Below are 12,740 nucleotides of genomic sequence, written 5' to 3'. Positions count from 1 at the left end.
GGGCGAGCGGGGTCTCCGGCCGCCCGAATACTGAGTGCGTGTCACCCGCGCACCCGCCCCGTGTATCCCGCCGCCTGCTGCTCCAGGCCACCGGCGTCGGCGTGCTCGCCGCGACGACGGGCGTGGGCGTCTGGGCCAGGCTGACGGACGACGGCGCCCGTACGGCCGGACCCGAGGGCCCCGGACGGCCGCTGACGGACCCGGCGGACCAGTCCTTCCTGCAGGTCATCGCGCATGCCGACGACGGTCTGTACTTCATGAACCCCGATCTGGAGCAGTCCCTGCGCAGCGGGGCGCGCTCGGTCACCGTCTGCCTCACCGGCGGCGAGGCGGACGGCCGTAACGTCAGCCCGCGCACCCACGACCCCGCCCGCGTCCCCGGGGACCGGGCCGCCTTCGCCCGGGCGCGGGCCAACGGCCTGCGCGCCGCCCATGCCGCGATGGTCACCGGCGACCCGGCCGCCCGCTGGGACGTCGCGGCGCTCTCCCTGCTCCCCGGCTTCGAGGTGGAGATCCAGACGCTGCGCGACGCCCCGCGGCACCAGCTGATCTTCCTGGGGCTGGTGGAGGCCAGGGCCGTCTGGCAGGCCCGGGCCAGGAGTCTGCGCGGGCTGTGGCTGGGCGCCACCGGCACCCTCCCCACGCTGCGCCCCGCCGGCACCCCCGTGAAGCGGCGGTTCCACTACACCCGCGACCAGGTCATCCAGACCCTGGTGGCGGTCCTCGACCGGGCCGGGCCCACGGTCGTGCGCACCCTGGACCCGAACGCGGTGCACTCCCCGAAGCGGCCGCCGGCCACCGCGGACCGCGACCCCCGCCTGGCCGGGCTGCGCTACTACGACCACCAGGACCACACCGCCGCCGCCCGCTTCGCGCAGGCCGCACTGGCCGTCTACGGGGGCCGCGGCCGTCCGGCGATCGTGGAGAACTACCTCGGCTACGAGGACGGCGTGCTGCCCCACGACCTCGACCTCGCCGCCGCCCGCCGCAAGGCCAGGCTGCTGTCGGTCTACGGCTGGGCAGACCACCGCGCCTGCGGCGACCCGGCGGGCTGCGGGGACCGCAAGGTGGGCGGCTCGGCGCTCAGCGGCGGCTCCCGCGACTGGACCCGCAGCACCCGGCTGCGCGCACCCGGCTCCAACGCCTGGTTGCGCCCGGCCGGCGACGGCCGGCTCACCGCCTTCGCGGTGCTGGGCGGGACGGCGTACTGCTGGGCCGAGACCCGTCCGGGCAGTGGGAGCTTCGGTGTGCCGGTGCCGGTACCGGGGCTGACGCCGGTACCGGTGCCGGGGCTGATGCCGGTGCCGGAGCGGGGCAGCGGTGCGCTGCTGGAGGGGCAGATCCATGCGGTGTGCGGCCCCGGCGGCGCGCTCCAGCTGTTCGCCTCCCGCACCGTGCTGCCGGGCCGCAACGCCGCCCACCACCGCGAACTGCTGACCGCACCGCAGACCGGCACCACCGCGGACGGCGTACCCGTCTTCGCGCGCTGGGAGCCGCTGGGTTCCCCGGACCCGGACCCGGTCCGGTCGCTGGAGACCGGCTTCCCGGCGGCGGTGGCCACCCCGGACGGCACGGTGCATGTCTTCGTCCGCACCTGGGACGGCAATGTCGCCCACCGCAGCGGCCCGCACGGCAGGCACTGGTCGCCGTGGGAGCGGCTGGAGGGGCCGGTCAGCAGGCTGACGGCCTCACCGCGGATCGTCGACGGGCTCGATGCCTGTGTGGACTCCGTGGGGCTGATCCATCTGGCCGCGCCGACCGTCGGGACCGTGCAGCACTGGGTGTCGAAGGAGCCGGGGCAGATGCCGCGGCCGGCCGCGGCCACCGGGCTGCCGCAGCCGGGCGGCCCGGTCAGCCTCGTCCCGGTGGCCGACGGCGCGGTGCGGGCCGTCTTCCGGCGGTCGGTCACCGCCCAGGTCCTGATCGCCGAGCGGCAGCGGATGATCGGCGCCTGGCGGGTCTCGGCGCGCTGCGCGGCGGTCGGCGGCTACGGGCGGGTGGCGGCGGCGCCGGTCGGCAGCGGCGGCCGGATGGTGCTGGCGGCGCGCGATGACGCGGGCGAGGTACGGATGGCGATGGCCCGGGACGGCGCCGGCCCCTGGCAGCGGGGCCGGGTGGCGCATTCGGCGGCGGCCGGGGTCGCCCAGGACGCCGCGGGGCGGGCGGTGGTGGTCGCGCTGGGCCTCGACGGCAGGCTGTACACGGCGCGGCAGACGTCGGTCGGGGAGTCGGTGCGGTTCGGGGGCTGGCGGGCTCAGGCGGGTCCGCCGGAGCGGGCGGGCGGCGGGCCGGCGTGAGCGGAGGGCCCGGCAGGGGTGGTGGGACCGGCAGGAGTGGTGGGCCCGGCAGGGGTGGTGGGAAAGGCCGGAGCGGAGGGGCCGTCCTGAGCGGTGGCACCGGGCGGGTCGGCCGGGTCGGCCATGTCGGCCTGGTCGGTGGCACCGGCCGGAGCGACGGGACCGCCCGGAGCGCACGGCGGGTTCCGGGCGGGCGGGCGCAGGATGCGCCGGGAGAGGAGATAGCTGACCGGGAGCGCGCACAGCGCCGCTACCAGCGGCGCCACCGTGGTGCTCATCCGGCACCAGCCCACCAGTGCCACCAGCCCCGCGCTCTGCACCCCGTAGTTGGTGACCTGGGTCAGCGGGAAGAGCAGGAACTTCGTCCAGGTCGGGCGGGTGCGGTAGGTGACGTAGGTGTGCAGGAAGAACGAGCCGGTCATGCTCGTCGCAAAGGCGGCGGTGTAGGCCGCGAAGTACGGCAGCAGGTGGTGCAGCGCCAGATAACAGGCGGAGAACGTCAGGGTGTTGACCCCGCCGACGGCGGCGAAGCGCACGATCCGGCCTCCGGGGTGGCCGGACGCCGGCAGGGCGCGCATCAGCGGGCCCGTGCACCGGCGGTGGCGGCGCCCGCCGAGCCGGGGGCGGGTGCCGTGGCGGGAACCGTTGCCGTGGCGGGGGCGGGCGTGGTGACGGGCACGGGCGCCGTGGCGGGGACGGGCGCTGCGTCGGGAGCGGGCGAGGTGGCGGGGACGGGTGCCGTGGCGGGGATGGGCGCTGTGACCGGTACGGGCGCCGTGGCGGGAACGGTGGCGTTGCTCTCCTTGACCAGGAAGTGCGGCCGCCGCTTGGCCTCGTAGTAGATCCGCCCGATGTACTCGCCGATCAGCCCGAGCATCACCATCTGCAGCCCGCCCAGGCCCGCGATGATGGCCACCAGCGTCACATAACCCGGCGCGGTGACGCCGCCGACGAGGGCCGCACCGATGACCCACAGGGTGTAGACGGCGGCGAGCGAGGCCAGGCCGAGCCCGGTGTACAGGGCCCGCCGCAGGGGGCGGCAGTTGAAGGAGAGCATGCCGTCGATGCCGTAGTTGACCAGTGAGCCCAGGCGCCACTTCGTCTCGCCGGCCTCCCGGGCGGCATTGCGGTAGTCGAAGGTGACGGTGTCGAAGCCGATCCAGGAGAACAGGCCCTTGGAGAACCGGTTGTACTCCGGCAGCGAGAGCAGCGCGTCCACCGCCTTGCGCGACAGCAGCCGGAAGTCGCCCACCCCGTCGGTGAGTTCGACATCGACCCACTTGTTGACGGCGCGGTAGTAGAGCCTGCTCAGCGCGGTCCGCAGCCGCCGGTCGCCGGTCCGGCTGCGCTTGGCGACGACCTGGTCGTGGCCGAGCTGGTAGAGGTCGAGCATCGTCTCGATGAGGCCGGGCGGATGCTGCAGATCGGCGTCCATGAGGATCACCGCGTCGCCGGTCGCCGCCCGCAGGCCGGCCAGTATGGCGGGCTCCTTGCCGAAGTTACGGCTGAAGGAGAGGTAGCGGGTGGTGCCGCGGTGCTGCTGGGCCAGGCCGCGCAGCCGGGCCAGGGTGCCGTCGGCGCTGCCGTCGTCGACATAACACAGCTCGTACTCGACGGCGAGCCCGGCGAGGACCGCGCGGACCGTCTCGTCGAAACGGCTCAGGACGGCTTCTTCGTTGTAGCAGGGGACGACGATGGAAAGCTTCATGAGCAGGCCTCTTCGCCGGGGTCAGGGGCGGCTCAAGCGCCGTCCCCGGAACGTAATTCTACAAATCTGTTGGTTTGTCATGAGGTGTCCGGCGTGGCGTGGTGAGGCGGAGCCACCGCCGGCCACGTGTGGTGCCGGAAACCGCCACCCCGGCAATCGCCAGCGCCGCCGCGCCGCCCACCGCGAGGCCCGTGTGCAGGCCCGGCGGCAGGTAGGAGCAGGACAGCCGGGTGGCGCCCGGGCCCAGCGGGACGGCCGGCAGACCGCCGAACGAGTGCGGCGCGTGCAGCGGTCCGCCGTCCACCGAACAGCCCCAGCCCGGGACGGCGGGGAGCGCCAGCACCGCGCTGCCCTTGCTGCCCGGGCGCAGCCGGGCCGTCAGCCGGTGGCCGCCGGCGGCCAGTTCCAGCGGGCCCCGGGCGCGCAGCGCGTGCACCGCCGCCGCCAGCCGGCGCCCGGACAGGCAGCCGATCGGCCGCTCCGGGAGGTGCTGCCGGCCCCGGCCGGTGAAGCGCACCGCCACCGTGCCGTCCGCGGGCACCCGGCCCAGGACCCGCAGCGGATTCGCGGTGACGTCCTGACTGCCGGCCCCCGTGGTGCGCAGGCCCAGGCCGCTGACCTCCCCGGAGAACCAGGGGGCGTACCACAGGACGGTGCTGCCCGGGGTGCACCGCACGGTGAAGGTGGTCCCGGCGCCGGTCTCGCCCGTGCCCTCCGGGCCCCCGCCGTTCGTGCCCGTGCCGTTCGCGCCCCTGCTGTCCGGGTCCCCGCCGTGCGCACCCGTGCCCTTCGTGCCCCCGCTGCCAGGGCCCGCGCCCTTCGCACCCCCGCCCGTCGCCCCCGTCGCCCCCGTGGCCGGCCGCCGCGCGCCGGGCAGCAGCCAGCCGTCACGGTCGCGCAGCGGGGTCTCGCCCGCGGTGGGCGTCAGGGCCGGCACCTCGTACACGGCCGAGCCCAGCACCCGCTCCTGGCGGGCGAACACGGTCTCCTTGCCGGCGGGGCGCGGGAGGGTGTCCCGTACGGTCACCAGCGGTGCCGGGCGCGCCGGATGCGGGGTGAACAGGGCGCGCCGCTCCGGCACCGGGGACAGATAGCTGCCGACGCCCATGAGCGCCCGGCCCACCGGGTCCTCGAAACTGAGGGTGTGACGGCCCCTCATGTACCAGCCGGCGCCCAGGCTTCGCAGGGTGCGGGCGGTGACCGCGGGCGTGAAGCTGCTGTAGTACGAGCCGCCCTCGCCGCCGATCAGCAGCGGGTCGTTGTTGGCGAACTCGTGCGGGCCGGGGTCGGTGCGGCTGCGCGGCCAGTCGGCGCGGGCCAGCAGCCCGTCCCGGGCGGTCAGCGACGGGCCGGAAAACGTGATCTTGGGCTGGAACCAGGCAATCGCGCCCCGCGCCGCGGACGCCGACAGCGCCGTGTACGCCGAGCCCAGCAGGACCGTGACCGCCAGCGCGGCGGTGGCGGCGGCCCGGGTGCGGGCGGTGCGCGACCTGCCGAGCGCGGCCAGCCCCAGGAGGGCCGGCACACCGCCGCCGGCCACCAGGATCCAGGTGTCGGCGCCCACCGCGCCCCGGTCGCGGCTGAGCCAGGCGAGCAGCGCGACCGCCGCCGCGCCCGCCGCCAGCTCCCGGGGGCGCGGACGGTGCGCCAGCGCCAGCCAGGCGATCATCACGAGGATGCCGCTGAGCACGAAGGCGGCGCGGTACGGACTGCCGTTCGGCAGCGCGAAACCGTGCCACAGCAGGATCGTCGGCTCCTGGACGAAGGAGGCCGCGACGCCCGCCGCCAGGGCGCACCAGCCCAGGCGCACCCGGAGCGGTACGGCCCGCACGAACGGGAAGGCGGCCACCAGCAGCAGCCCGAGGACCCCGATGGAGATGTTGGGGACCGGTGTCCCCGGGTGCCCGCCGGGCAGTAACTGCGCCCACTGGTCGAGCGGCGCCGGCCGGTCGTCGTAGGACACCGCGGGAGCGGGCTGGGCGGCCCGGCTGGCCTCCAGGGTGACGGTCAGCACGGGCGCGGCGAGCAGAATGCCGGCCGTCGCCATCGAGGCCGCGCGGGCCAGCGCCCGCAGCCTGTCGCGCCACGGCATCGTGTCGGCCGTCAGCAGCCGCACCACCAGCACCAGTGCCATCGCCAGGGTCGCCATCGCGGCCGTGTAGAAGTTGCCCGCCCAGGCGAGGGCGACCAGCAGCGTTCCTGCCACCCAGCGGGTTCGGAGCAGACACCAGTCCGCGGCGATCCCGGTCAGGGGCAGCGCCACCAGGCCCCACATCCACATCGGGTCGGCGAAACCGTCGTTCAGCACCCAGGCGCACAGCCCGTACCCCACCGACAGCAGCGCCCGCAGCGGACCGGAGCCCTGCCGCAGCCGCCCGAGGAAGACGGTCATCAGCGCGGCGCCCAGGCCGATGCTGAACAGGGTGACCAGGAAGACCGGCAGGTCGGCCAGCGCCCGGGGGAAGAGCCCGACGAGCCAGGAGAAGGGGTTCATCAGGTACGTGAAGAAGTCGGCGAGGAACGGCACGCCGTAGCCGCTGCTCCAGTTGAAGAACAGGTCGCCGCCGGTGGTGCCGTGCAGCAGGTCCCACAGCCGGGCGTGGAACGGGACGAACTGATTGCCCAGGTCATTGACGGCGCGTGAGCGCGGGCCGAAGGGGTAGCTGCCGTAAAGGGTGAGCGCGAGGCAGTACGTCCCCATGGACAGGGCCGCCGCGAGCCAGGGTGCCGTCCGCTGCCCGGGGGCGGTGCGCGCCGTGGCCGGGCGTTCACTTACGGGAAGAGGCCGGGCAACCTCCAGCGGCCGGACCGCCTCTTGTGGGGTGGCGGGCGTCGGAGCCACCGGTACTCCTCCACGATCGGCGAACGTTCACCCCACGTTATATGTCTTAATCACCCCCTTTGCCCGGCTGGGGCGCCCGGCATTTCGGGGATTGCGGAAAGAGTGGAGGGCATGGTGCCCGTTCCTGACGACCTCGTGGCCGCGGCCGGCGACGGACCGGATGCCACGGCGACGCCGACCGTCTCCGTGATCGTGCCGGTGCACAACACCCTGCGCTACCTCGACCGCAGCCTCGGCTCGGTCTTCGCCCAGACACTGGACCGGCGCCGGATCGAGGTGATCGCCGTCGATGACGGCTCCACCGACGGCAGCGCCGCATGGCTGGACGAACAGGCCCGCCTGCACCCCCACCTGACCGTGCTGCGCCAGGAAGCCTCGGGCGGCCCCGGCAAGCCCCGCAACACCGGGCTGGACCGTGCCACCGGCGACTACGTCTTCTTCCTCGACTCCGACGACCGGCTCGGCCCCGGGGCACTGGACCGTCTCGTGCACATGGCCGAGCGCTGCGGCTCGGACGTCGTCTACGGCCGGATCGTCGGCGCCGAGGGCCGCGCCGCCCCCGTCGACCTGCGCACCACCAGCGACAAGGTCTCCGTCTTCGACTCCCCGGTCTACTGGTCCCTGGCCGCCTTCAAGCTCTTCCGCCGCTCCTTCCTCGAAGAGCACCGGCTGCGTTTCGTCGAGGGCCGGCTGCTGGGCGAGGACCTGCCGTTCGGCATCGCCGCCCTGCTGCGCGCCGAAACCGTCTCCGTCCTCGCCGACCAGGACTGCTACTACCTGCACGGCCGCGACGACGACAGCAACGCCAGCCGCCAGGACACCGACTGGTGCGACTACCTCGACTACATCGGCACCGTCCTGGACGGCCTCGCGGCCGAGGTCCCGCCCGGCGAACAGCGCGACAAGCTCATGATCCGGCACTTCCACGGCGAGATACTCATGCCCTTCGGGGCCGCCTACCTCGCCCGCGACGAGGCGGACCGGCAGCGGATGGCCGCGGCCGCCCGCCCGCTCGTCGAGCGCTACCTCACCGACCGGGTCCGGGCCGCGCTGCCGCCCCGGCTCCGGCTCCGCGCCCACTGCCTGCGCGCCGGGCTCGACGAAGCGCTGACCGCCGTCGTCCGGGCCGACACCGAGCGGCAGCCCGGCCCGCCGCGCATCGCCGACGGCCGCGTCTACGCCGGATACCCGTACTTCCGCGACCCGCAGCACGCCCTCCCCGACGCCTGCTACGACCTCACCGACCGCGTGGTGCTGCGCCAGCGCCTGATCCGCTGGGGCTGGGTCGGCGGCGTCCTGCACCTGTGGGGCACCGCCGAACTGCCGCTGCTCGGCGGCGACACCGTCGAGATCCTGCTGCAGCGCAGCGGCGCCGCCCACCGCATCCCGGCGCGGTACGCGGACGGCACCTGGCAGGCCGCCGTCGACCCGGCGACCGCCGCGGACGGCGCTCCGCTGACCGACGGCGTCTGGGGCCTCAAGATCGCGGTCACCGCGCACGGCGGAGCGGACGCGACAGGGCCCGCCTTCCGCCGCGAGGCCTGGCTGGCCCCCGAAGGCGGGCCGAACGAGCGGGAGTGCACACCGCGGATCATCGGACGCGGCCCGGCGGGCCCGGCCGTCGCCGCGCTCTTCCTCTCCGTCCCGCACGGCCATCTCCACCTCGACGTGGACAAGGACGGGGCCCGCCGGCCGCTCGGCGGCGACCTGCGCGGCACGGCACACCGCACCCGCTCGGGCCGGGCCCGCCTCGCCGCGCACCTCACCCTGCCCGGCTGCCCCGTGGACGCCGGACTGCGGCTGATCCTCCACGACGCGACCCGCACCGTGGCCCTGCGCACTACCGTCGAACGGGGCGCCGGCGACCACTACACCGTGCGCTCCGGGCTGCGCGGCGGCCCCCCGGGCACCTGGCAGGTGTCCCTGCGGGTGACCGCGGGCCCGCTCCGCCGTGACCTGCCGGTCCACACGGCCGGCGGGCGGACGCCGCTGACCCTCACCGTGCCCGAAGCCGCCCTCCCCACGAAGCTGCTGCGCCGCCTGCGCCGCTGACACCGGCGCCGGACCCCTTCGGCCACCGCCGAAAATCCTTGTGCGTGCCGCCCCCGCGGGACGAGGCTGACCCACCATCAGGCACCTGTACAGGTGCACCCGCGACGACCATCTCGCGGGGCCATTTGACCAAGGGGGAACGTCACATGTCCGTATGGAAGCGAGCCGGAATGGCGGCCATGGCCGTCGCGGCGCTGGTCGTCCCGGCGGGCGCGGTCGTCGGGACGGCAGGAACGGCCGCGGCCGCGGCGGGCGGCACCGTCCAGGGCTGCCCCTACGGCGCGGTCTGCATCTATCCGCAGAACGCCGGATGGAACGGCGGCCACCCGTCGCTCTTCTACTACAGCTACGGGGCGCACAACCTCAGCAACCAGGTCGGGACGCACCGCATCTACAACAACCAGTCCGGGGGCGCGACCATGCGGACCTGCACGGGCTACAACGGCACGGGATGCCAGGGCTACCTCTCGCCCGGCTACTACATCGACAAGGACCTCACGCCGATCAACTCGATCACCCTTCAGCCGTAGACGGCCCGTAGCAGGCCGGGCGGCACGAGCGCGCCCGGGGCGGATCCGGTCAAGGACCCGCCCCGGGCGCTGCCGTGCGCCCCGGCACACCGTGCGAGGGCCGCCCGCCGGGCGCACGCTGGAAGCAGGGGCTCCGGAGGTGATCGTGATGCTGCAGACCGTTGTCGGATGGCATGTCGACATGGAATTCGAGGAGGACACCCACCGCACCCGCGCCGCGGCCCTCGTCCGGCTTCCCGACGGGACCGAGGTACGGGCCCACGGCTACGCCAGCCGCCACCCCGTCGACTCCAACCAACCGAGGGTCGGCGAGGAGGTCGCGGGAGCCAGAGCGCTCAACGAACTGGCGATGCAGTTGCTGACCAAGGCGCACGACGAGATCGACGAGGCCTCTGGCCGGACCTCGCACATGCTGGCCTGACCCGCGCCCGCCCCGGCACCCGATCCGCGGGCCCCGGCCGGCCGGGGCCCGCGGCCCGCGCTCAGCCCTGCGGACGGTGGTGCTGCCAGCCGGCCCAGGCCGAGGTGATCATGTCGCGCACATCGTGGCGGGCCTTCCAGCCCAGCTCCGCGGCGATCCGGTCGGCGGCCGCGACCACCCGGGCCGGGTCACCCGCACGGCGCGGGGTGACCTCGGCGGTGACCCCCTGGTGCCCGGTGATCTCGGTGATCAGATCCACCATCTCGCGCACCGAAACGCCCTCGCCGCGCCCGATGTTCAGCGTCAGATCGCGCACCGGACCCGGCTCGGCGAGCTTGCGGGCGGCCGACACATGGGCCTCGGCGAGATCGGCGACATGGATGTAGTCGCGGATGCAGGTGCCGTCGGGGGTGTCGTAGTCATCGCCGAAGATGCGCGGCGCGGCGCCCTCGGTGAGCTTCTCGAAGACCATCGGGACGATGTTGAAGACCCCGGTGTCCGCCAGCTCGGGAGCGGCCGCCCCGGCGACGTTGAAGTAGCGCAGGCAGGCCGTGCTGATGCCGTGCGCCTTGCCCGCCGCACGGGCCATCCACTCGCCGACGAGCTTGGTCTCGCCGTACGGGTTGATCGGGGTGCAGGGCGTCTCCTCGGTGACCAGATCGACATCCGGCATGCCGTAGACCGCCGCCGAGGAGGAGAACACCAGCCGGCCGACACCGCCCGCGGCCATCGCCTCCAGCAGCGTCTGCAGACCGAGCACATTCTCGCGGTAGTAGTGCAGCGGCATCTCGACGGACTCGCCGACCTGCTTCTTGGCGGCCAGGTGCACCACATCGGTGATGCCGTGCTCGGTGAGCGTGGCATCGAGCAGCGCACGGTTGAGCGTGGAGCCGACGACCAGGGGGACGCCCTCCGGGATCCGGGCGGCCACACCCGTCGTCAGATCGTCGAGCACGACGACGCTCTCGCCTGCCGCACGCAGGGCCCGTACGACATGGGCGCCGATGTAGCCGGCACCACCCGTGATCAAGTAAGACATAGTGCCCATCCTAGGTCGGGGTAGAGGAGTGCGGGGACAAAGAACCGGGGCGGCTCAGCCGCGCAGCCGCCGGGCGGCGATCCGCCACACGCTGCGCAGGCCCGAGGCGACCCGCAGGGACAGGGCGCCGCCGGTCGTCGCATACGGCTGCACCAGCAGCACGGCATGACGGCGGCTCGGCAGCACCTGGCGGCGCAGCCCCGGGCCCAGGGCCCGCAGCGCCGCACGGAAACCCGCCCCGTCCGCGCAGCTGACCTGCGCCATCAGGTCCCACGGCTCGGGGTCGGCGCAGTGCGGGCCGCCCCGCTCGGCCAGCGCCGCGAGATCCAGGACGACCTCGGCGGTCCAGCAGGCCTGGGACCCGCCGACGGCCGGGGCCGGGGTGAGGGCGGCGGTGTGGACCGGGCCGCGCCGGTCGTCCCGCCGCCGCCGCAGCTCGATGTCGATGCTCTCCGGCCCGGAAGCGGCCAGCCGCCCGTACAGATCGTGCACCCGCAGCCGCAGCACACCGGGACCGCCGGGGGACGGTTCGGCATCTATGGTCACCGGCAGCCGGTGCATCGGCTTGGTGCCCATCGCGTCCAGCACGACCTCGGGCAGGTCCGCCGACCACACCGCGCGGCCGCCGGCCTCCGCGTACGGCGGCAGCAGCCGGCCGGGCCGGGCCGCCAGCTGCGTCAGCCGCTCCAGGTCCCGGGGGGCCGGCGAGGCCAGCACCACCCGGGCCAGCCAACGCGCCGGGGCACGCGCCGCGCGCAGATCCGCCTCGTCGAAACCCGCCAGGTAGTCGCGGGTCAGCCGCCACCACTCGGCGCGGTAATCCGCGCCGCGGGTGTGCAGCTCACGGACGTACATCCGCAGATCGTGGTCGAGGAACTTGGTGGCCGCGGCGTGCGACAGCGCCTCGTGCCCGGCGTCCAGGAAGATCTGCACGCTGGCGCGGTGCGCCGCGATCCGCGCCTGCCAGTTGGCGACGTCATTGCGGTCCAGCGAGATCGACTGCCGGGCGGCCGAGCGGCGCACATGCCAGATGTAGACCTGGTCGGGGATCGTCACGAGGCGCGGGGCGGCGGCCAGCACCCGCGCCGTGAACACGAAGTCCTCGTAGGTGAAGCGGCCCTCGGGGAAGGTGATGGCGTGCTTGTCGAGGAACGCCCGCTCGTAGAGCTTGTTGACGCACAGCGTGTCCCTGACCAGCTGCGGGGCGGCCTCGGGGGAGCTGTGCACCGCCGTCTCGCGGTAGAGGCCCGGCTGCCAGGGAACATCGCGCTGCGCGGGCAGCTCACGCCGCACGCAGGCGCCGGCCACGACCGGGGCGTCATGCTCACCAGCGGCGGCCAGCAGCGCCCGGGCCGCACCCGGGGGCAGCACATCGTCGCTGTCGAGGAACATCACGAAGCGCCCGGTGGCGGCCCGCAGACCGTCGTTGCGCGGAGTGCCGCAGCCGCCGCTGTTCGTGTCGCGGTGGATCACCTTCAGCCGCGGTTCGCCGTGGGCGAGGGCGTCCAGGGCGGCACCGGTGCCATCGGTGGAAGCGTCGTTCACCGCGATCACTTCGGTGACCGTTTCGCCGGGAGGTCCCTGAGCGAGCGCGGAGCGCACCGCATCGCCGACATGACCGGCATCGTTGAAGGCGATGACGACGATGCTGACCTGAGCGGAAGGCGTGATGGTGGGCCCCGTCAGCGGATCGAGGGCTTCTTTCACAGTCACTGAATCTACATTTCGTGTCGACAGCATCTCTTGGCGCGAGCGGGTTCCGAACCTGTTTCCGATGGTTCAGAGGGCGAATCCCGTCGAGCGGTTGCACCCCTTGCTCCCCTTTTCCCGCCCTCTTGCCGTCTTCTTACG

The 12,740-nt window shown here is 74.2% G+C and carries 9 protein-coding genes; 4 read left to right on the top strand and 5 right to left on the bottom strand.

The genetic code is table 11. The features are described 5' to 3' along the window. Positions 1-38: 38 nt before the first annotated feature. Positions 39-2,297: a PIG-L family deacetylase gene (locus tag ABR737_RS18280; protein WP_350251227.1), complete on the top strand. Its 2,259-nt coding sequence runs from the start codon at positions 39-41 to the stop codon at positions 2,295-2,297. Here ABR737_RS18280 and ABR737_RS43925 read toward each other — a convergent pair. From ABR737_RS43925 to ABR737_RS18265, 3 genes are read right to left on the bottom strand one after another with little or no spacing between them, the layout of a single operon-like run. Next, positions 2,255-2,875: a GtrA family protein gene (locus tag ABR737_RS43925; protein WP_502964337.1), complete on the bottom strand. Its 621-nt coding sequence runs from the start codon at positions 2,873-2,875 to the stop codon at positions 2,255-2,257. The two genes, ABR737_RS18280 and ABR737_RS43925, sit on opposite strands and share 43 nt — an antisense overlap. Further along, a complete protein-coding gene (locus tag ABR737_RS18270; protein ID WP_350251226.1) occupies positions 2,875-4,005 on the bottom strand; it encodes a glycosyltransferase family 2 protein in 1,131 nt (376 codons plus the stop codon). Before ABR737_RS18270 ends, ABR737_RS43925 begins: the two co-directional genes overlap by 1 nt. A gap of 58 nt (positions 4,006-4,063) precedes the next feature. Continuing rightward, on the bottom strand, positions 4,064-6,847 hold the full coding sequence (locus ABR737_RS18265; protein WP_350251225.1) for a YfhO family protein: 2,784 nt from the start codon (positions 6,845-6,847) through the stop codon (positions 4,064-4,066). Positions 6,848-6,958: 111 nt separating this feature from the next. Here ABR737_RS18265 and ABR737_RS18260 point away from each other — a divergent pair, with 111 nt between their 5' ends. The 3 genes from ABR737_RS18260 (at position 6,959) to ABR737_RS18250 (ending at position 9,850) form a co-directional block, all read left to right on the top strand. After that, positions 6,959-8,899, top strand: coding sequence for a glycosyltransferase family 2 protein (locus ABR737_RS18260; RefSeq protein WP_350251224.1), 1,941 nt, complete (start codon positions 6,959-6,961; stop codon positions 8,897-8,899). A gap of 146 nt (positions 8,900-9,045) precedes the next feature. Then, complete coding sequence (locus ABR737_RS18255; protein ID WP_328386534.1) at positions 9,046-9,429, top strand: hypothetical protein; 384 nt, start codon at positions 9,046-9,048, stop codon at positions 9,427-9,429. A gap of 148 nt (positions 9,430-9,577) precedes the next feature. Further along, positions 9,578-9,850 carry a DUF1876 domain-containing protein gene (locus ABR737_RS18250; protein WP_350251223.1) on the top strand — a complete coding sequence of 91 codons (273 nt, stop codon included), beginning with the start codon at positions 9,578-9,580 and terminating at the stop codon, positions 9,848-9,850. A gap of 61 nt (positions 9,851-9,911) precedes the next feature. Here the strand turns inward: ABR737_RS18250 and galE are convergent, their stop codons facing one another. Further along, positions 9,912-10,889: a UDP-glucose 4-epimerase GalE gene (galE, locus tag ABR737_RS18245; RefSeq protein ID WP_350251222.1), complete on the bottom strand. Its 978-nt coding sequence runs from the start codon at positions 10,887-10,889 to the stop codon at positions 9,912-9,914. Between the two features lie 54 nt (positions 10,890-10,943). Further along, on the bottom strand, positions 10,944-12,596 hold the full coding sequence (locus ABR737_RS18240; protein WP_350256831.1) for a glycosyltransferase family 2 protein: 1,653 nt from the start codon (positions 12,594-12,596) through the stop codon (positions 10,944-10,946). Positions 12,597-12,740 lie beyond the last annotated feature (144 nt).

This window comes from Streptomyces sp. Edi2 (assembly GCF_040253635.1).
Taxonomy (GTDB): domain Bacteria; phylum Actinomycetota; class Actinomycetes; order Streptomycetales; family Streptomycetaceae; genus Streptomyces.
Note: the sequence above shows the minus strand (reverse complement) of the source record. Positions and strands in the feature narration are given on the sequence as shown.

What these genes read in the sequence shown, in the direction of transcription:
- ABR737_RS18255 (WP_328386534.1), top strand. Translation starts at nt 9,046, where the DNA reads ATGTCCGTATGGAAGCGAGCCGGAATGGCGGCCATGGCCGTCGCGGCG.
- ABR737_RS43925 (WP_502964337.1), bottom strand. Translation starts at nt 2,875, where the DNA reads ATGCGCGCCCTGCCGGCGTCCGGCCACCCCGGAGGCCGGATCGTGCGC.
- ABR737_RS18270 (WP_350251226.1), bottom strand. Translation starts at nt 4,005, where the DNA reads ATGAAGCTTTCCATCGTCGTCCCCTGCTACAACGAAGAAGCCGTCCTG.
- galE (WP_350251222.1), bottom strand. Translation starts at nt 10,889, where the DNA reads ATGTCTTACTTGATCACGGGTGGTGCCGGCTACATCGGCGCCCATGTC.
- ABR737_RS18250 (WP_350251223.1), top strand. Translation starts at nt 9,578, where the DNA reads ATGCTGCAGACCGTTGTCGGATGGCATGTCGACATGGAATTCGAGGAG.
- ABR737_RS18260 (WP_350251224.1), top strand. Translation starts at nt 6,959, where the DNA reads ATGGTGCCCGTTCCTGACGACCTCGTGGCCGCGGCCGGCGACGGACCG.